The 19,289-nt window shown below is 34.9% G+C and carries 20 protein-coding genes; 9 read left to right on the top strand and 11 right to left on the bottom strand.

Annotated features, from left to right (window positions below):
* Position 1 precedes the first annotated feature (1 nt).
* The 6 genes from X926_RS07020 to X926_RS06995 are packed head-to-tail and all read right to left on the bottom strand — an operon-like array spanning position 2 to position 5,981.
* Positions 2-1,375, bottom strand: coding sequence for a glucose-6-phosphate isomerase (locus X926_RS07020; protein ID WP_103065539.1), 1,374 nt, complete (start codon positions 1,373-1,375; stop codon positions 2-4).
* Positions 1,376-1,409: 34 nt separating this feature from the next.
* On the bottom strand, positions 1,410-1,931 hold the full coding sequence (locus X926_RS07015) for an adenine phosphoribosyltransferase (RefSeq protein ID WP_103065538.1): 522 nt from the start codon (positions 1,929-1,931) through the stop codon (positions 1,410-1,412).
* A gap of 3 nt (positions 1,932-1,934) precedes the next feature.
* Positions 1,935-2,921, bottom strand: a complete 987-nt coding sequence (galE, locus tag X926_RS07010) for a UDP-glucose 4-epimerase GalE (protein ID WP_103065537.1) — start codon at positions 2,919-2,921, stop codon at positions 1,935-1,937.
* Between the two features lie 16 nt (positions 2,922-2,937).
* The gene (locus tag X926_RS07005) at positions 2,938-4,020 is read right to left on the bottom strand and encodes a DUF933 domain-containing protein (protein ID WP_103065536.1); all 1,083 of its coding nucleotides are present in this window, start codon (positions 4,018-4,020) and stop codon (positions 2,938-2,940) included.
* Between the two features lie 7 nt (positions 4,021-4,027).
* The gene (gene mazG, locus X926_RS07000; protein WP_103065562.1) at positions 4,028-4,795 is read right to left on the bottom strand and encodes a nucleoside triphosphate pyrophosphohydrolase; all 768 of its coding nucleotides are present in this window, start codon (positions 4,793-4,795) and stop codon (positions 4,028-4,030) included.
* 31 nt (positions 4,796-4,826) lie between these two features.
* Positions 4,827-5,981, bottom strand: coding sequence for a lipopolysaccharide assembly protein LapB (locus X926_RS06995; RefSeq protein ID WP_103065535.1), 1,155 nt, complete (start codon positions 5,979-5,981; stop codon positions 4,827-4,829).
* Positions 5,982-6,249: 268 nt separating this feature from the next.
* Here X926_RS06995 and X926_RS06990 point away from each other — a divergent pair, with 268 nt between their 5' ends.
* From X926_RS06990 to fabG, 7 genes are read left to right on the top strand one after another with little or no spacing between them, the layout of a single operon-like run.
* Complete coding sequence (locus tag X926_RS06990; RefSeq protein ID WP_158245212.1) at positions 6,250-6,882, top strand: TetR/AcrR family transcriptional regulator; 633 nt, start codon at positions 6,250-6,252, stop codon at positions 6,880-6,882.
* 54 nt (positions 6,883-6,936) lie between these two features.
* The gene (gene fabF / locus X926_RS06985; protein WP_103065533.1) at positions 6,937-8,169 is read left to right on the top strand and encodes a beta-ketoacyl-ACP synthase II; all 1,233 of its coding nucleotides are present in this window, start codon (positions 6,937-6,939) and stop codon (positions 8,167-8,169) included.
* A 14-nt stretch (positions 8,170-8,183) separates the two neighbouring features.
* Positions 8,184-9,032: a DegV family protein gene (locus X926_RS06980; protein WP_103065532.1), complete on the top strand. Its 849-nt coding sequence runs from the start codon at positions 8,184-8,186 to the stop codon at positions 9,030-9,032.
* A gap of 6 nt (positions 9,033-9,038) precedes the next feature.
* Positions 9,039-9,458 (top strand): 3-hydroxyacyl-ACP dehydratase FabZ, encoded by a 420-nt coding sequence (gene fabZ / locus X926_RS06975; RefSeq protein ID WP_103065531.1) that lies wholly within the window; start codon positions 9,039-9,041, stop codon positions 9,456-9,458.
* A gap of 16 nt (positions 9,459-9,474) precedes the next feature.
* Positions 9,475-10,428, top strand: a complete 954-nt coding sequence (locus X926_RS06970) for a nitronate monooxygenase (protein ID WP_103065530.1) — start codon at positions 9,475-9,477, stop codon at positions 10,426-10,428.
* A 3-nt stretch (positions 10,429-10,431) separates the two neighbouring features.
* Positions 10,432-11,307, top strand: a complete 876-nt coding sequence (gene fabD, locus X926_RS06965; protein ID WP_103065529.1) for an ACP S-malonyltransferase — start codon at positions 10,432-10,434, stop codon at positions 11,305-11,307.
* Between the two features lie 19 nt (positions 11,308-11,326).
* Positions 11,327-12,073 (top strand): 3-oxoacyl-ACP reductase FabG, encoded by a 747-nt coding sequence (gene fabG / locus X926_RS06960; RefSeq protein WP_103065528.1) that lies wholly within the window; start codon positions 11,327-11,329, stop codon positions 12,071-12,073.
* 55 nt (positions 12,074-12,128) lie between these two features.
* Here the strand turns inward: fabG and X926_RS06955 are convergent, their stop codons facing one another.
* The gene (locus X926_RS06955) at positions 12,129-14,303 is read right to left on the bottom strand and encodes a sodium-translocating pyrophosphatase (protein WP_103065527.1); all 2,175 of its coding nucleotides are present in this window, start codon (positions 14,301-14,303) and stop codon (positions 12,129-12,131) included.
* A gap of 236 nt (positions 14,304-14,539) precedes the next feature.
* Here X926_RS06955 and X926_RS06950 point away from each other — a divergent pair, with 236 nt between their 5' ends.
* Positions 14,540-15,196: a cyclodeaminase/cyclohydrolase family protein gene (locus tag X926_RS06950; protein ID WP_233186706.1), complete on the top strand. Its 657-nt coding sequence runs from the start codon at positions 14,540-14,542 to the stop codon at positions 15,194-15,196.
* Between the two features lie 22 nt (positions 15,197-15,218).
* Complete coding sequence (locus tag X926_RS06945; RefSeq protein ID WP_103065526.1) at positions 15,219-15,407, top strand: hypothetical protein; 189 nt, start codon at positions 15,219-15,221, stop codon at positions 15,405-15,407.
* A gap of 59 nt (positions 15,408-15,466) precedes the next feature.
* On the opposite strand, the gene X926_RS06940 is transcribed toward X926_RS06945, so the two are convergent.
* Genes X926_RS06940 through X926_RS06925 form a run of 4 tightly spaced genes read right to left on the bottom strand, consistent with a single transcriptional unit; the run spans position 15,467 to position 19,139 of the window.
* Positions 15,467-16,225: an N-acetyltransferase gene (locus X926_RS06940; RefSeq protein ID WP_103065525.1), complete on the bottom strand. Its 759-nt coding sequence runs from the start codon at positions 16,223-16,225 to the stop codon at positions 15,467-15,469.
* Between the two features lie 33 nt (positions 16,226-16,258).
* The gene (gene nadD / locus X926_RS06935) at positions 16,259-16,813 is read right to left on the bottom strand and encodes a nicotinate (nicotinamide) nucleotide adenylyltransferase (RefSeq protein WP_103065524.1); all 555 of its coding nucleotides are present in this window, start codon (positions 16,811-16,813) and stop codon (positions 16,259-16,261) included.
* A gap of 15 nt (positions 16,814-16,828) precedes the next feature.
* Positions 16,829-18,151: a GTPase ObgE gene (gene obgE / locus X926_RS06930; RefSeq protein ID WP_103065560.1), complete on the bottom strand. Its 1,323-nt coding sequence runs from the start codon at positions 18,149-18,151 to the stop codon at positions 16,829-16,831.
* Between the two features lie 16 nt (positions 18,152-18,167).
* Entirely contained in the window at positions 18,168-19,139 is a 972-nt protein-coding gene (locus tag X926_RS06925) for a cation diffusion facilitator family transporter (protein WP_103065523.1), read from the bottom strand.
* Between the last annotated feature and the right edge of the window lie 150 nt (positions 19,140-19,289).

Raw genomic sequence — 19,289 nt, 5'->3', positions numbered from 1 at the left:
TTTACATCGTCACCTGTTTTTTGTTTTTAAGTTTGTTTTCTACCTCAATGCTGAAATCTTCGTAACCTTTTCTTCCCATCAAAGCATAAGTAACCTTTTTACCTAATTCGACGCCCGGTTGGTCATAAGGGTTTATCTCTAATAGATTTCCCATTACTGCTGTTTGAAATTCATATGCGAATATGAATTGTCCCACATTGAAGGGATTGATCTGAGGAAAAATAACTTTTAGATTTGGTCTATTGTTTTCTGTCAAAGCGTATTCCGTACCAGCTAGTTCTGTATTCAAAAGGGCTGAAAGATTTTTACCTCCCAGATAAGATAACTCGGGAAGATCACAGTGTATGTTAGGGATTTTTATGTTTCGTTCGAAATTTTCTAGTTGTATGAAAGTGATTACTTTATCGTAAGGCCCTTCGTTGTATAGTTGAACTTGGGAATGTTGGTCTGTTGTTCCTAATGCTTTTATTGGAGTTTGCCCAACGTTCACGATTTCACCTTTTAAATTGTATTTTTTCCCCAGACTTTCTGCCCATAATTGTCTGTACCAATCAGCTAGTAGATACAATTTGTTTGAGTAGGACATCATTACAGAAATATTGTAACCTTTCTGGTAATATAGATAATGCACTAAGGCGTTAAAAGCCGCAGGATTTTCCCAAATATTTGGATTGGTAACCCTTTTGTGCATTTCTTTGGCACCGTTGTATAAATCAATTATATCTATTCCACTTGCCAAAGCTGATAATAAGCCAACAGGGGTTAAAACACTAAACCTACCGCCAATTGAAGGAGGTATATCTAAAGTTTTTATTCCCTCCTCTTCAGCTAGCTTCTTTAATATACCTTTTTCAGGATCGGTGGTGAATAGAAAGTGTTTTTTTGGATCTAATCCGTATCCTTCGATTATTCCTCTTGCAACTAGATAATTTGCCATGGCTTCTGCTGTTGTACCGGATTTTGATATAACATTGAACAGAGTAGTCTTTGGATCGATTTGGTCCAAAACTGATGCTATAAAATCGGGGTCAACATTATCCAGGATGAAAATTTTAGGAGTTTTTCTTATTTCTTTAGACAAAGCGTTATAATGCAATGGATTAAGGGCTGTTTGCAGCGCTTGATTTCCTAATGCAGAACCACCTATGCCTAAAACTACTACACTTTCAAAACTTTGTATCCACGTTTTTAAATCCAAAACTCTATCTATGTAAACCCTTGTGAAAGGTAGATTCAAAAAGCCAGGATTGTTTTGTTTTATCGTTTCCACAATATCTTGAACTCTGTTGGCTTGGTCGTTTATTTCTTCTTCAGTTAAGCCATTTTCAATATTGGGATGGAAAACATTTGAAAAATCAAATTTTATTCCATTCATCTTTTTTCCCCCTTCTTGCGTTTAAATTATACTTTCAATATCGTATCAAACTGGCAATTTCTAAATCTTTTAGATTTTCCCTTGGGTTTAGGTAGGTTAGTTCAGCAAGACAGACAACACCAACGGTTTTCCCTCCGGCTCTGTCTATTAATTCCTTTATCGCTTTTGTAGTACCTCCAGTGGCTAACACATCATCAACGACTATCACCTTTTCGCCTTTATCTATCGCGTCAATATGCATTTCCAGAGATGTTTGACCATATTCTAGTTCATAAGAGATCGAATAAGTTTTGTAAGGTAGCTTTCCTGGTTTTCTTATGGGAACGAATTCTTTATTCATGATGTAAGCTAAAGGTGTGGCAAATATAAACCCCCTCGACTCGGGGGATACGATACAATCAAAATCCCACTCTTTTATCAATTCAGCGATTTTTTCGACTGAATACTTAAAAACTTCTGGATTTTTCAAAAGTGGGGTGATATCTCTGAATATAACGCCTTTTTCCGGAAAATCTGGTATATCTCTTATCCATTTTTTTAGGTCTACTATCTCCATGAGTTATCCTCCTAATACCTTTCTATTCTTATTTTTGTGCCAATTCCATGCGTCAGATATTATCTTTTCTAATTCCTTATGTTGAGGGTGCCAGTTTAAAACTTGTTCGGCTTTCTTTGAGGAAGCTATTAAAACAGCAGGATCACCAGACCTTCTTTCTACTACTTCGTAATTTATCTTTTTTGAAGTTACTTTTTCAGCTGTTTTAATAACCTCTAAAACGGTAAATCCTTGACCGTTACCTAAATTAAAAACGTCAGATTTTTCATTTTCCTTCATCCATTTCATAGCTAAAATATGGGCTTCTATCAAATCCATCACGTGAATATAGTCTCTAACGGGTGTGCCGTCCTTGGTTGGATAATCATCTCCATAAACGTACAACTTGTCTCTTTTTCCTAAAGCTGTTTCCAGGACTAATGGGATCAAGTGAGTTTCTGGCTCGTGAGCTTCGCCTATACTGCCATCATAATACGCCCCAGCGGCATTGAAATATCTTAAAGCTACATATCTTATAATATCAAGTTTGGAATACCAATTGAGAATCTCTTCAACCATTAATTTTGATTGACCATAGATGTTCGTAGGGTTCTTAGGTTGATCTTCAGTGATGGGGACTTTTTCTGGTTCTCCATAAACAGCTGCGGTAGAAGAAAAAACTATGTACCTACATTTATGTTTTTGCATGCTTTTTAAAAGGTTCAATGTTCCACATATATTGTTTTTAAAATATTTATTAGGTTCTGTCATAGATTCACCAACCAGTGAAAAAGCTGCAAAATGATATACCTCATCTATTTTGTAATTTTCAAATACGTAATCAATGTCTTTTTCGTTTCTAAGATCTCCTTCAACGACTTGTACGTCTTTAACAGCCCACCTATGGCCTTTTTCAAAGTTATCAAAAACTACTACTTCTTTATTTTGATCTTGCAGCCTTTTCACCAAATGAGAACCTATGTACCCAGCTCCTCCTGTGACAAGTATCATTAGGTCACCCCTCAAATCAAGCGTTAGCTCTAATGTTTAATATTTCTCCATCTTCCAATATTTCATCTTTTCCAGCTAATCTCCAAAGTCCCTGTTCTTTCACTTTTTCTTCGCTTCCGTATTTAATTAAGTCCTCATATTTCATAACCTCTGCACGAATGAAATTCTTTTCGAAATCAGAATGTATTTTTCCAGCGGCTTCCTTCATTGTACTGCCTTTTTTTACCGTCCAAGCTCTTACCTCGTCTTTCCCGACAGTGAAAAAAGAAATCAATCCAACATGATTATACACAATTTTTGCTAATCTTTCAACACCAGGTTCTTTAATTGATAAATCTTCTAAGAATAGTCTTTTTTCTTCTTCATTCTCAAGCTCGTTTATTTCTACTTCTATTTTTCCGTCTATTTCAATATACGCAAAATTTTGCTTTTTACATTCTTCGACTACCGGTTCCTTATATTCATAGCTATTTTTTGAAAATTGGTCATCGTCGACGTTGACACATACGATAATGGGTTTTAAAGTGAATAAAGCTAAAGAACCAACTAATTTTTTATCTTCCTCGCTCAAGTCCATTTTGGAAACGAAAACCTCATCCTCTAAAACTTCTTTTATTTTCAACAAAATTTTTTCTTCATTTTCTTCCGTCACTGAGAATTTTGTCTTTTTCTTTTGGGTTTCAAGCCTTTCTAATCGATTTTCTACAATTTCTAAATCTCTAAAAATTAGTTCCGTTTTCAATATTTCTAATTGTTTTATTGGATTATCAGCATTTTCTGGCCAAGGAACAGAGGGATTTTTAAAAGATCTTATGACCAAAAGCAAAGCATCAACATTTTGTATCATCTGAAAAATTCTCGTTTTTTCTTTCGGATCCCCCTTGTGGTCATAACTTGGTATATCTATAAAATCTAAGCTAGCGAAGATAACCTTTTTAGGATTGTATAAACGAGCAAGAGAATTAACTCTTTCATCTTTGATAATTGCCGTTCTTTTTATAGCCTCTCTTTTATAACTATCCTCTATTTTATAATCAGTTAAAAGGGAAAAAATAGTAGTTTTACCTGTTAACGGAAGGCCGAATATGCCTATTTCCACCTAATTCTCACCTCTTTTCTTCTTTTTTTACTAATTCCCAATATTTATCTAACTCTTCTAAATTTAAAGCTTCAAATTCTTTTCCATCTTTTTCAATTGCTTTTTCCATTTGGTTGAACCGTTCTATAAACTTCTCATTCGCCTTTCTTAAAGAAACTTCTGGGTCTATCTTTAAAAAACGAGCCAAGTTAACAAGTGCAAATAATAAATCCCCAAACTCTTCTTCTACCTCTGGTTGGGTTTTAGCTTCGTTAAGTTCGTCCACTTCTTCTTTTACTTTATCGAGCACGTCTTTCACTTCTACCCAGTCAAACCCTACCGCAGCAGCATTTTCTTGAATCCTTCTTGCTAAAGAGAGTGCAGGTAAGGCTTTGTTGAGTCTCCCGATTCTGCTAAAGTTCTTCTCTCCATTCTCTTTTGCCTTTATTTCCTCCCACCTGGCATAAGAATATCCTTTTTCATCTCCAAAAACATGGGGATGTCTTCTCACTAACTTATTGATCAGTTCATCTATCACTTCAATGGTAAAAAACTCATTGTTTTCCTCAGCAATAGTGGAATGGAAAACAACTTGGAGTAATATATCTCCTAACTCTTCTTTTATTTTTTTAATATCTTTTTCGTCAATAGAATCAACCAATTCATATGCTTCTTCAATTATATAAGGTTTCAAACTCTCATGTGTTTGGACTTTGTCCCAATCGCAACCTTTTGGTCCCCTTAGTCTTTTCATCACTTTCATAAGCTCTTCAAATTTTTCACCTAACTCCAAAATAATTCCTCCCGTATTGTACGTATTAGCTCCCCTATTTGTTATTTTGTTCTTTAAAGATTCGATTGTGTTCTTTGATCTTCCTTTTTTTATCCAAATAATAGAGTAACCATAAAGCAAAAGCTACTCCTAACAGCAAAGGTAATAAATATTTAAGGAAAATTTCAAGTACAACTCTCGATCTCAGTTCTTTTAAAGCTTTTTCAGTTTCTTCAGTTATATAATTGCGACTTTCAGCACCGTTGAGAAAGTATCTTGCCAACTGAGCATACTCTTTTTTATCCCAATTGTAGTAAGTTAACCCCAATTTAGACATTATTCTTCCGTTTTCCTTGTCGAGAGATAAAGCTTTTTGATAATATTCTATCCTTTTTTCGTAATTGTTTTCTATGTCACCTAAAAATTCGTATGTTTCAGAAAGAATCGATGAATCTTTTGAAACAGGAACTAAAGAAAGGGCTATTTCCTTTGATTTTTCTGTTTCTCCCATGTTATAAAAAATTTTTGAAAAGTACAGTAAGGTTTGAGAATCCTTCCCTTTTAAATTCATATAAGTATTATAAAGGTCTTGTATAATTTCGTAGTTATTTGTTTGAAAACTTATTTCAACCAAAGATTCAATTATTTTTTTATCGTAATTGTAAGTCAGATAGATTTCTTTTAAATCATTATAAGCTTTTTGAGGGTCATTATATATTTTAGATTTTGATAAGATTTGTGCTTCACAATAAACAGTAAAAGGAGTTTTTTCTCCCACAAGCTTTTCGATTTTTTCAGAATATTCAAAGATTTCTTCCACTACAGATGGGTCCAAAGAATTTTGCCAATATTGGAAATTGAAAAAAAGATACATAGAATTTATTATTATTGAATTGGGGTATTCTTCTAAGGCTTCTTCAAACAATTCGGTGGGTTCAAGGTAAACATAAGGGTCCAAGTCTTTTAATATCTTTAAGGTTGTCTCATCATCAGGAAACAACGTAAGATCTGAAAGTTGTAAATTATCTACGTACATTGGTAAACCCGTTTCCCATCGCTTCAACAAACCTCCAAGTGTCTTTAAATATGGGTCATCTGATTCATACATTGTTTGAAGATCTACGTAGTAAACAAAATCATCAAAAACTGTTGCGAAGTTCGATAACGTAAAAATAATAAAAAATGACAACACAACTAATTTTTGTCTCAAAACGCTCCTCCTAGGATGTCAAATAGTTTTAAAGGTTTTTGAAATTTTCATCAAGATATTCTTGTAGTGTAATTATACCATAAAGCTGTTTTCTAAGAAAGCTAACGAAGTAAATCATAATTCGATATCTTTGAAATAATATCATAATATCTTTCAATCTTTTTGAAGAAGAACAAAAAAACTTGAAATACATTTTTGGTTGTGGTATAATCTTATGAAAGCGATGACCTTTGGTCATTTTTATTTTATTAGTATGAGGCGAAATAGTTTGGAGAAGAAAAATAAAGAGGAAAAGATGAATTTAATAATGAATGTAGCAGAAAAAATTTTTGTGGAAAAAGGTTATGAGGAAGCTACAATGACCGAAATTGCAAAAAGAGCTAATCTTGCAAAGGGGACGTTGTATTTGTACTTTTCAAGCAAAAAAGATCTATATTTTACCTCTGTTGAAAGGGCATTATCTACTTTACTCGCCTCAATTATTAAAAACTTTTCCTCTTGTAAAAACGGTTTTGAAAAGGTTGTATCAATGGGAGAAACATACGTGTCTTTCAGCCTTGAATATGTCGATTATTATAAATTGATATTGAATTATGAAACGTTGGAAGTTCATTTCGATGATAAAGATCCCCATGTGAAGAAGGCATATGAAAAGAGTGAAGAGATTTTTAAGTTATTAGTTAGCTCGGTTGAAGAAGGAATAAAAGATGGTTCAATAGACGAAAGATTAGAACCTATAAAGATTGCAATGGTTTTGTGGAGTGAGATAACTGGAATGGTTCAGCAAGTAAGCCTTCGAGAGACATTATATCAAAAATGGGCGGGGTTGAAACCTCAACAAATATATGAGTATTACATAGAAGTAACAAAAAAGATGTTGGCTTCTTCATCCTTGTCATAAATCTATCATAAGAACTTTAACAAATCAATAAAATTACAGGCAGGAGGTATGTGGATGCATAAAGTCGTAATAACTGGAATGGGAACAGTAAACTCAATAGCAAAAAACACACAAGGATTTTTAGAAAGTTTAAAAGAAATGAGAAGCGGCATAGATAAAATAACTCAGTTTGATCCCTCGGATCATAAAGTTAAAATAGCTGCTGAAATAAAAGATTTTGACCCTCAAGAGTATCTGGATAGAAAAACAGCCAAACGTTATGATAGGTTTTTGCAATTAGCTATTGCTGCCTCAGATGAGGCTATTGAAGATGCCGGGTTGTCTCAAGATGAAGATTGGAGAGAAAATGCTGCAGTAATAATAGGTTCGGGGATAGGTGGTTTTAAAACGTTGTATCATGAGTTTGGAGTCATGAACGAAAAAGGTCCGAAGTATGTTAGCCCTTTTTTAATACCAATGATGATTGCCGATATGGCAAGTGGAGTTGTTTCTATAAAGCATAAATTAAAGGGACCAAATTTTACTACGGTTAGCGCTTGTGCTTCAGCTGTCCATTCAATAATAAGTTCTGTGATGTTGGTAAGGAATGGAGAAGTTGATGTGGCCATAACTGGAGGTTCCGAGGCGGTTATTGATCCTATGCCAATAGCGGCTTTTGCTAATATGATGGCTCTTTCTCAAAGAAATGATGAACCACAAAAAGCATCAAGACCTTTTGACAAAGATAGAGATGGGTTTGTTATGGGAGAAGGAGCTGGTATATTAGTTTTAGAATCAGAAGAACATGCAAAGGCAAGAGGAGCAAAGATTTATGGATATATAGCAGGATATGGAATGACAGGTGATGCTTACCATATTAGTCAATCTGATCCAGAAGGTGAAGGTGCTGCAAGGGCAATAAAGAACGCCTTAAAAATGGCTGAATTAGATCCTTCGAAGGTGGATCTTATAAATTGTCATGCCACTAGTACTCCTGTTGGTGATAATTCAGAAGTAAAAGCTATTAAAAAAATATTCGGCGAATTTGCCGATAAGCCGTATTTACAATCAACTAAAACTTTAATAGGACATACTTTGGGAGCTGCTGGTGCAATTGAATTAATAGCTTCAGTTATAGAAAGCCATAATCATTTTGTTCATGGAATGCCAAATTTAGAAGAGCCCGATGAAGAGATGAAAACACTTAATATCCCAAGAGAGACTCAAGACGCTAAAGTGGACGTAATTTTAAAGAACTCCTTTGGGTTTGGAGGACACAATGCGTCTTTAATTTTTGTTAAATCATAAAAGGGGGCACAATTATGCCTAAAATAGGAATAGTAACCGATAATACCTGTGACATTGATCCAAAACAATTAGAAGAAATGGGGATAGGTTGCGTTTCTTTGTATGTAAAGTGGAAAGATAAGTTTGAAAGAGCTGTGGATATTGATGTAGACGACTTCTATGAGTTTTTAAAAACATCTGACTATATACCTGCCACTTCACAGCCCACGCCTCAAGATTTTGAAGAAGTATATAAAAAAATGTTGAAAGATTACGATGAGTTAATATCTGTCCATCTTTCAGGAAAACTGAGTGGCACGTATAATTCTGCTAGGATAGCTGCTCAAAATCTCGATGAAAAAAGGATCCATATAGTGGAAAGTTATGAAGCGACATGGGGATTAGGTTATTTAGTACTAGAATTAAAAAAACTTATAGACTCAGGAGATTATAGTATAGAAGATTTGAAAAGTTTCGTGGAACATTTTCAAGAAAAAGTAAATGTATATTTTACCGTAGGAAGTTTAAATTATCTTGCAAAAGGTGGAAGAATAGGGAAAGCAACCGCCTTTGTGGGTAGTATGTTAAACATTAAGCCATTGTTAAAACTAGATAATGGTGAAATATTGCCCGTTAAAAGAATTAGAGGATACAATAAAATAATTAAAGAGCTTAGCACATTGGCAATGGAAGAAAAAGGCAAAGGAGAGTTAAAGAATATAACCGTTGAACATACAGGGAGCTTGAAATTAGGTGGCGATTTGTTGGATGAAGTAGTTAAATTGGGAGTCCCGAGGGAAAAGATCATCTTTGAACCGATGGACATAATAATAGGTATGCATTTAGGACCTGATTCCGGTGGAATAGTAACTACATGGGAGTGAAAAATTATGAATATAGAGGAAATAATGAAAATATTGCCCCATCGCTATCCTTTTTTGCTTGTTGATGGGGTATTAGAGTTAAACGAAGAAAAGATCAAGGCGTTTAAAAACGTGAGTATTAACGAACCTTTTTTTCAAGGCCATTTCCCAAATTATCCCATAATGCCGGGAGTACTCATAGTTGAGGGTATGGCTCAAACCGCCGGGTTATTGCTTATGAAAGATATGGATGAGAATGTAATTCCTTTATTTACAGGTATAGATAAGGCACGATTTAAAAAAGAAGCAAGACCTGGAGACAAGCTGATATACGATTTAGAGATTCTACAGAGGAAAGCAAACATGTTCAAATTAAAGGGAATAGCTACTGTTGAAGGACAGGTATGTGCCCAAGCAGAAATAATGGTAGGTATCAAAAAGAGTTGAAGATGGAGGTGCTGATTTGGAACCAGTAAAAAATAGAGTTACTGACTTATTGAAAATCAAATATCCCATATTAGAAGGCGGAATGGCATGGGTGGGTACTGCAAAATTGGCTGCAGCTGTTTCTAATGCTGGCGGATTAGGAACTATAGGTTCTGGAAACATGGATGCAAAACTTTTAAAGAAACAGATTGATTCAATCAGAGAAATGACCGATAAACCTTTTGCCGTGAACGTTATCATGCTTAATCCTCATATAGACGAAGTCATAGATCTCATAATTCAAGAAAAAGTTCCGGTTGCTATTTTGGGGGCTGGAAATTCTAGCAAATATATTCCTATGCTTAGAGAAAATGGGATAACAACCTTAGCGGTAGTTTCCTCAGAAAATCTAGCTTTGAGGTTAGAAAATGCAGGGGCGGAAGCTATAATAGGTGAAGGTATGGAATGTGGTGGACACATCGGAGATGTAACTACCATGGTTTTAGTTCCAAAGCTTTCTAGCATTTTGTCGGTTCCTGTAATAGCAGCCGGTGGAATTGCTAACGGGCCTGGTGCGGTTGCAGCTTTATCCTTGGGAGCAGAAGGTATTCAGATGGGAACTCGTTTTATAGCTACATATGAATGTGAAGCCCATGAAAATTACAAAGAAAAAATAATAAATGCGGGTATTAGGGACACTATAATTACAGGTCAGAAAATGGGTCATCCAGCTCGCATAATAAAAACAAAATTCGGTAAAAAAATAGCGAAGTTAGAATCATCATCTCCTGAAGAAGCCGAAGAAGCTTTGGTAGGTAGCCTTATGAAGGCTTTCTTGTATGGTGATGAAGAAAGTGGGTCTTTCATGGCAGGGCAATCCGCTGGTTTGATCGATGAAATAAAAAGTGTTAACGATGTTATTGAAGATGTAATGTCGTATATTTTGAAAAATTATGACTTAGAAAATAATGTCGATGAAAGGAGGAGATAAGTTTTGCGATGTTTTGTTTTTACAGGACAAGGATCCCAATACCTGGGTATGGGAAAGGATATATTGGAAAAAAAGCCTGAATATGAATTGTATTTTGATAAAGTAAAAAATAAGATTGGATTGGACATAAAAAGTATAATATTTGGGACTGATGAAAAAGAGCTTACCTTAACCCAAAATGCCCAAGTCGCTATACTCACAATTAGCTATATGAAATATTTGAATGCTTTAGAAGAAGGCCTCAAACCTGATGTGGTAGCTGGTCATTCTTTAGGAGAATGGACAGCACTTTTAGCCGCAAAAATGATCGATTTTGAAGAAGCAATTGAAGCGGTTTATTATAGGGGATTGTACATGAGTGAAGCCTTTGAACCAGGAAAAGGCGGTATGGCAGCGGTAATAGGTATGGATTTAAATGAGATTGAAAAAGTTTTATCCAATTATCCAAACGTCCAAATAGCCAATTACAATTCTCCCTCACAAGTTGTAATAAGTGGGGAAATGGAAGAACTTTTGATCTCTATGGAAAAGCTCAAGGAAGAAGGAGCCAGAAAGGTTGTTCCGTTGAATGTAAGCGGTCCGTTTCATTCGAAATTTCTAAAAGATGCAGAAGAAAGGTTAAGAAGAAGAATTGAGCATATAGAATGCAAAAAGCCAACGGTTCCCATTGTTCAGAATGTAACGGCAAAGTTTGAAACTGATCCTGATATCATAAAGGAAAATGTAATAAAGCAAATAACTTCACCTGTTAGGTGGATAGAATGTGTTGAGGAATGTGTAAAAAACGGTGTGGATGAATTTGTTGAAATTGGACCAACAAAAGTGCTCACAAAATTTATTAAACAAATAAATAAAAACGTTAAACTACTTAATATATAAAAAATCGGGGGTGTTCCCTTTGAAATTAAATCAAAAGATTGCAATCGTAACAGGTGGCTCTAGAGGAATAGGAAAAGAAATATCAAGGAATTTCATAAAAGAAGGAGCCACCGTAATAGCGATCGCTGTAGATGAAAGACCTCAAATAGAAGAAAACGAAAAAAGTGATTTTCCAGAAGATAGGTTCATTTATTACAAAGCAGATATAACTGATTTTAGTACTGTTAGTGAAATTGTGACTCAGATATATAACAGATACCAAAAAATAGACATATTAGTAAACAATGCCGGAATGGCAAAAGATAACTTCTTGATTATCATGAAAGAAGAGGATTTTGATAAAGTAATACAAGTAAATTTAAAAGGAACATTTATAATGACAAAAGCAGTTGCAAAGATAATGAGAAAACAAAAGTTTGGCAATATCATAAGCATGGCAAGCGTTGTAGGTATTGAAGGTAACATTGGCCAAACTAATTATTCAGCAGCAAAAGCAGGTATAATAGGAATGACAAAATCTTGGGCGAAAGAACTTACAATGAAAGGAGAAAATATCAGAGTAAACGCCATAGCACCAGGATTTGTTAGAACAGGAATGACAGAAAGTTTAAAAAAAGAATTGATAGAGTATGTTGTAGAAAATACGTGTTTAAAACGATTGGGAGAACCTCAAGATATAGCCAACTTAGCCGTATTTTTAGCCAGTGATGATTCTTCCTTTATAACGGGACAAGTTATAAGGATAGATGGTGGATTAAGAATTTAATCATAAAGAATAAAAATCCCGAGGCTGTACATTAAATGACCTCGGGATTTTGTTTTCAAAAGAGATGATACACTTTAAAGATTGAAACAGTTATAAGCGCCGTTACCGACATAATCTTGATTAGTATATCCAAAGAAGGACCAACAGTGTCTTTCAAAGGATCTCCAACTGTATCCCCCACGACTGTTGCCTTATGGGCATCCGTACCTTTTCCTTCTCCTTCGACGCCCCCGGCTTCTATTCTCTTTTTAGCGTTATCCCAAGCACCTCCAGAATTGGCAGAAAATATTGCTAACATAACACCACTAAGAGTAGTACCTATTAAAAGTCCTCCTACAAAGTTTGGCCCGAGTAAAAATCCAGAAATTATAGGCGTTAATGTCGCAATGAGGGCAGGGAATTTTATTTGACTTAGCGAACCTTCACTACTAATCCTGATACATCTTTCGTAATCGGGGTCTGTCGTTCCCTCCATCAATCCAGGTATTTCTTTAAACTGTCTTCTTACCTCATCAACCATCTTGTTAGCTGCATTTACTACGGCATTTATTAGAAAAGAACTAAAAAAGAAAGGTAGTGCAGCACCAAAAATAGCTCCAGCTATTGTTCTAGAATCTATCATGTTCAAGATCAAGATATTTTCTAAATGTCCTACTCCTCCATCTCCAGGACCGGCTTGAGAATAAATAAAAGATGCAAAGAGAGCTAATGCCGCTAAGGCAGCGGAACCGATAGCAAAACCTTTACCTATAGCAGCTGTTGTGTTCCCCACGGAGTCTAGTTTATCGGTTATCTCTCTAACCTCTGGCGGCAATTTTGACATTTCGCTTATCCCACCAGCATTATCTGCGATTGGACCGTACGAGTCAACTGAAACCGTTGCTGCAACGAAAGAAAGCATACCCATAGCGGCCATTGCTACCCCATACAATCCTGCTATTTCAAAGGATACAAGGATTCCTAACATCAAAAGGAAAACAGGCAACAGAACGCTTTCCATTCCTAATGCTAATCCCTTTGTAATTACAATAGCCGGACCACCTTTGGCAAATTCGCTCAATTCCTTTGTAGGATGGTATGCATCATTGGTGTAATATTCTGCTATAAGCCCCATGAAAATACCATCTATTATACCGATGACAGCTGCCAACCAAGGTGAGAAGTATCCCAATCTGAAGCCGATATTTTGAAATTCTGTAGCACTAATGCCTCCCAAATAGAAAAAGCTAAGGAAAAAGGTTATAATTAAAGTTAAAAATGCCGATGTCATCAAAGAGATATTTAAATCTCTATGAGGATCATCGGAAGGCTTTTTTAAGATTATATACAATATCCCAATCATCGAAGAAATTAATCCTAGCGATATAAAAAGTATCGGATAGTAAGTTAATCTCATAGTTGCATCATAAGAAAGGTTTTGAGGTCCCAAAAGGAAATGAGAATACAATATTAGAACTATAGATGAAATTACGGCACCTACATAACTTTCCAACAAATCAGCCCCAAGTCCTGCAACATCTCCAACGTTATCTCCGACGTTATCAGCGATAGTCGCGGGATTTCGTGCATCATCTTCCGGTAGAGCTAATTCTGTTTTTCCAACTAAATCTGCTCCCATGTCTGCAGCTTTTGTGTAAACTCCTCCTCCAACCCTATCAAACATAGCGATTATTGAGCATCCAAGAGCGTATCCTGAAACAGTCATGGTGAAAGGAATGTAATTTATTCCCAACCAGTTGACTTTTATTACCAAATTTTCTGCAGAAAGCTGTCCCAGCCAATTTCCAAAAATAATGTATACTAAAAATAAACCTAATAGAGCCAATCCAGAAACGCTGAGTCCCATAACGCTTCCGCCTTGAAATGCAACTTTCAAAGTTTTTCCTACACTTTTCTCTGTTCGAGCCTTATTGCTAACTCTGACGTTAGCGTAAGTAGCTATTTTCATACCTATGTATCCAGCAAGGGCACTCATAAAAGCTCCCATTACAAAAGCGACTCCAACATACCATTCTACCACGATACCTAAAGCTAGAGCGATAAATATACCATAAATTGATAATACTTTAAGCTCATGGTTAACAAAGGCGGAAGCACCAATTCTAATAGCCTTTGCAATGTGTTGCATCCTCTCCGTACCTTCATCTAATACAACGACCTGTCTAAAGTTAACACTAGCAAAAATTAAAGCGATAATAGGAACTATTGCCAAAATCCATAGACTACCCACTGTTTCACCTCCGAAGTGTTGTGAGATTTTAGTTATAACATACTACCCCATTTTATTATATCATTTTCTATTCGAAAAAATAAGTTTTAAAAATAACAATTAAATGTGATTAGGAGCAATTAAACGACTTTAGAAACAATTAGAAGGATATTTCTTCCAAATGGTATATATTGTTTTTTAAATCACTTTTGATAAAATAGATAACAAAGAGCAGCATTTTTAAGGGGAATTTATATATGTATTGTGTTAAATATCACAAAAAAGGAGGAGTTAATTTGTTATCTGATATGAGTTTAAAAGAATTTTTAGAAAAGCTTTCGTCCAACGAACCAGCTCCCGGGGGTGGAAGTGCAGCGGCGCTAGCGGGTTCTATAGCAGCTAGTTTGGGATGCATGGTAGCAAATTTAACTATCGGCAAAAAAAAGTACGAAGAAGTTGAAGAAGAAATGAAAAATTTGAAAGTAAAATTGGAGGAGTACAGAGACAAATTTCTTCAGCTCATGGAAGAAGATGCCGAAGCTTTTAATGAAGTAATCGATGCCTTAAAACTTCCAAAAAGTACTGAAGAAGAGAAAAAAGCTAGAAATGAAAAAATCCAAGAAAAGACAAAAAAAGCCACACTTGTTCCTCTACAAATAGCCAAAGATGCGTTGGAAGTCATGGAACTTTCGGGGGTTACAATAGAAAAAGGTTATAAAATGGCTAAAAGTGACGCAGCTATTTCCCTTGTAATGGCTAAAGCAGCTGTTGAGGGTGGATTATACAATGTAAAAATAAATCTTCCATCGATTAAAGACGAAGATTTTCTAAGAGACATTAACAGTCAAATTGAAAAAATTGAGGGAGAAGCAAACACTCTTCAATTAAGACTGCTTTCTAAAGCTAATATATAATAAATAAAGGGGGTGGAACATAATGGCCGGAAAAGAAAATTTAAGAGAAGAATTAATGAAAAAGAAGAAAACTTTAGAGGCACAGAAAAAATCTATAGAAAAGTACATGGGCCCTCATGAACATGATGAATCTCTTGAAAAAGAATGGGAAAGGATTAACCAAGAGTTAGAGCAAATAGAAAAACAGTTGGAAGAAATAGAGAAAACATAAAAAATTGGCCGGGTTTTTCTTACCGGCCATATGTTTATAAAACTCATTTGATAGGGATTTTAGGGGTGAAAATAAGTTTGATTTTCCAGCAATTCCTCGTTTGGTACGTTTCGAATTTCCCTCGCGGGAACGCCAACGTATATTTTTTTTGGTTCTAAATTTTTAGTAACCACACTCCCCGCACCAACCAAAGCATCTTCTCCAATTATTATTCCTGGTAATATTGTTGCGTTGGCCCCTATTCTTGCCCCTTTTTTGATAGTAGGACCTTTGAAAAGCGCTTTTCTCTTCTCTGTTCTTCCCAAAAATTGATCGTTGGTAAAGGTAACTTCCGGAGCTATGAAGCAATAATCTTCTATTGTAGATATGGCTGTAATGTAAGCCTCTGTTTCTATCTTTACGTAGCTACCTATTTTACTTTTATTTTCTATTGTTGCTCCTTTTCCGATGATAGTATGTTCTCCGATTTCCACATCTTCTCTTATACTCGCTAAATCTCCAATAAAAACATCATTTGATATTTTAGTACCTTTATATAAGAGGCAACATGCTCCTACGATTACATTATTGCCCAAAATTAAAGGAGAAAGATCTTTTGTTTCAGTAGTGGCAGAATTTTTAGCTTTAAGAGGCGATTTACCTATTATACAATTATCCGATATTGTACAGTTTTCTCCAATAATACTGCCTTCTTTTATTATTACATTGTTTCCAATGATAGTACCTTTTTGAATAACGACATCTTCTTCAATTATTGCATTGTAACCTATTTTAACGTTAGCGTCAATTTTAGCGCTTGTAGCTATATAAGACGACATTTCTATCCCCCTTTAGCGGCATAAAAATTGATTTTAATTATACTCTTTTAAAACTTCTTCTATTATTTTATCATCTATCAAACCTTTAACAGTTTTCCCCTTTTTGATCCTTTGTCTGATTTCAGTGGATGAAATTTCAACAATAGGACTTTCCAATTTTATATACTCAAAATCTACGCTGTAGGGACTTTTTTCTTCGAAATATCTGGGATAAACTACTAGTTTTACTTTTTTTACTATTTCTTCCCATTTATACCATTTGTGAAAGTTTTTAAAGGAGTCTTCGCCGATCAAAAGATAAATATTTTTATCAAAATTCATTAAATACTCTATGGTCCTGATTGTGTATGATGGTGAAGGTAGTTTGCTTTCTATGTCGCTTACTTCGAAATAATACTCAAAAAAAACCCTCTCACACCAAGAAAACCTCTTATCGAAATTTGCTATGAAATCTATGCTCTTGTGTGGGGGATTTTTAGACGGTACTATTAAAAACCTTTCAGGTTTGAATTCATCATAAGCTATTTCAGCGATTATTCTATGACCTATATGAGGAGGGTTAAAACTACCGCCAAAAAGCATTAACATGACAAACACCTTTTCTTATGGTATATATTCAAAAGCAAAATTTCCAATGTACACCGTATCTCCTTCTTTAACTCCCGCATCTGTTAAAATTTTATTCAATCCATTTTTCTCTAATGTATTTAAAATTAACAGACGAGAATCCTTTTGGTTGATATCGTATCTAGTTAACAACTTTTCGATACCATCTCCAACTATTTCAAACGTTTCGTTATCCCATTTTATAACGTTGATTTTTATAAAAGGATCAGGTTCATAGCTGACGGGTTGTATTTTTATTTTTTCTGTCACAGTGGATTTCAACCTTTTTTGGAAAAACTTTTGTTGCTCAATTTTTTCTTTACTTATATGATTCCATACCATAGTTATGAGCTCTTGAATGTTTTCACCAGTATAAGCAGAAATAGGGAAAATATCTTTACCCGATCTATTTTTGAAATCTGCTAATCTTTTTTCAAGGGTGTCTTTCTCTATGGCATCTATCTTATTTGCAACAATAATCTCTTTCTTTTTCGAAAGAATATGAGAAAAAGCCTCTAATTCTTTTCTAATGAGTATATAATCCTCTACCGGGTCATCTCTTTCAAAACAAGATATATCTATAAGATGTACCAAAATAGAACATCTTTCAATATGCCTTAGAAATTGATCCCCTAAACCTTTTCCCAAATGTGCTCCCTCTATAAGTCCAGGGATATCAGCTACCACGAAAGAATAACCTGTGTCAACTTTTACCACGCCTAAATTTGGAACAATAGTTGTAAAAGGGTAATCAGCGATTTCCACTTTGGCGTTTGAAATTCTTGAAATTAATGTAGATTTACCCACGTTAGGATAACCAATCAAGCCGACATCTGCTACAATCTTTAAGACGAGCTTTAGATTTTTAGATTCACCTTCCACACCTTTTTCTGCGATTTTAGGAACCTGTAGAGTTGAAGTTGCAAATCTCGCATTTCCTCTGCCGCCTTTACCCCCCCGAGCAACAATCAAATATTGCTGTGGAGCTTTTAAATCTGAAAGTAATTCGTTGGTTTCAAGGTCATAGACACACGTACCTACGGGTACCTCAATCAAAACATCTTCTCCGGCTTTTCCAGCTTTCTTTTTATTTTTACCGTTTTCCCCGTTTTCTGCCCTAAAAATTTTCTTGTATTTAAAATCTACCAATGTATTTTTATTGAGGGTTGATTTGATGATAATCGAACCACCATCTCCTCCGTCTCCGCCATCTGGCCCGCCCTTTTCTACGTATTTTTCTCTTCTAAAGCTTACAGCTCCATCGCCTCCTTTTCCAGCAATCACTTTGATATTCACTTCATCTACAAAATCACCGATCAAAACGTTACACCTCCACTTATTTATCAAAAATCCTTTTAATAGAATTTTTATCGAATCCAAATTCTTCTTCCTCTTTGTTCCCTAAAGGTTCTACGTGGATTATCACATCTTTTATGTAAGGATTTATTTTCTTTAATTCCTTTTCAACTTGCGATGCTATTTCATTGGCTTCTTTTACGCTCATTTCTTCATCGACTTCGATATGAAGTTCGACGAAATAAACATATCCAGCTTTTCTCACCCTAATTTTATGAGGATTATTGGCTTTGTTAACTTTTTCAACAGCTTCTAAAGTATTATAGTAAATTTCTCCTAACTCTTTTGAACTACCCATGAACTCATCTGAGGTTTCTACAAACATCTTTATTCCAACTCTGAATATGAAGACGGATACTATAATCGCCACCAACGGATCCACCCACATTATGTTTAACGTAAGATAAAATATGATCCCAATTAAAACAGACAAAGAAGTTAAAATGTCATTTCTCATATTTAAGGCATCAGCCACTAAAGAAGAACTTCTTATTTTATTTCCGACGGAGAATTTATATTTATATAAAAAATATTTGGTAACTATCGAAATCAAAGAAATCCATAGCACTAAATAAGGTCTGTAAATTGAAAAATTGTGGCTTATTATACTTTGAATGGCACCTATGAGAACTTGAAAACCGGCGTAAATAATCACTAAAGATAAAACCTTGGTAACTATTGTTTCAGCTCGTTCATGGCCAAAAGGATGGCTCTCATCAGCGGGCTTACTTGAAATTTTTGATGCAATTAAAGTTAGTATAGAAGTTATTATATCTGTAGTTGTATCTATTCCATCAGCTAAAATCGCCATACTTCCGGTAATGAAAGAGATAACTAATTTAAAAAAAGCAAGGGCACCGTTTATTATTATTCCCATCCACGAAGCATTTGCGGCTAATTTTTCTCTTTTTGAATTAATTTGAAAAGCTTCTTCATTTAATGTTTTCTTCAAATGATATTCTCCTTTGATGACTTTTGTGAATGTTAGCTAAAATTGAAGTTCTGAAAGTCAATATACCTATGTGCATTGGTTATTATACCACAACTAATATTTTTTGAAAACAAACTTATTTTTTCACATAAAGTTCTTTTATGATATAAT

It is taken from the genome of Petrotoga sp. HWHPT.55.6.3 (assembly GCF_002895495.1).
Lineage (GTDB): Bacteria > Thermotogota > Thermotogae > Petrotogales > Petrotogaceae > Petrotoga > Petrotoga mobilis.
This window is presented reverse-complemented; position numbering and strand designations above follow the sequence as displayed.

Bases quoted from the DNA above. Each gene is read 5' to 3' on its own strand.
- X926_RS07020 (WP_103065539.1), bottom strand. From the start codon at position 1,375: ATGAATGGAATAAAATTTGATTTTTCAAATGTTTTCCATCCCAATATT.
- X926_RS07015 (WP_103065538.1), bottom strand. From the start codon at position 1,931: ATGGAGATAGTAGACCTAAAAAAATGGATAAGAGATATACCAGATTTT.
- galE (WP_103065537.1), bottom strand. From the start codon at position 2,921: ATGATACTTGTCACAGGAGGAGCTGGGTACATAGGTTCTCATTTGGTG.
- fabF (WP_103065533.1), top strand. From the start codon at position 6,937: ATGCATAAAGTCGTAATAACTGGAATGGGAACAGTAAACTCAATAGCA.
- X926_RS06980 (WP_103065532.1), top strand. From the start codon at position 8,184: ATGCCTAAAATAGGAATAGTAACCGATAATACCTGTGACATTGATCCA.
- fabZ (WP_103065531.1), top strand. From the start codon at position 9,039: ATGAATATAGAGGAAATAATGAAAATATTGCCCCATCGCTATCCTTTT.
- X926_RS06950 (WP_233186706.1), top strand. From the start codon at position 14,540: ATGTATTGTGTTAAATATCACAAAAAAGGAGGAGTTAATTTGTTATCT.
- X926_RS06945 (WP_103065526.1), top strand. From the start codon at position 15,219: ATGGCCGGAAAAGAAAATTTAAGAGAAGAATTAATGAAAAAGAAGAAA.
- X926_RS06940 (WP_103065525.1), bottom strand. From the start codon at position 16,225: ATGTCGTCTTATATAGCTACAAGCGCTAAAATTGACGCTAACGTTAAA.
- nadD (WP_103065524.1), bottom strand. From the start codon at position 16,813: ATGTTAATGCTTTTTGGCGGTAGTTTTAACCCTCCTCATATAGGTCAT.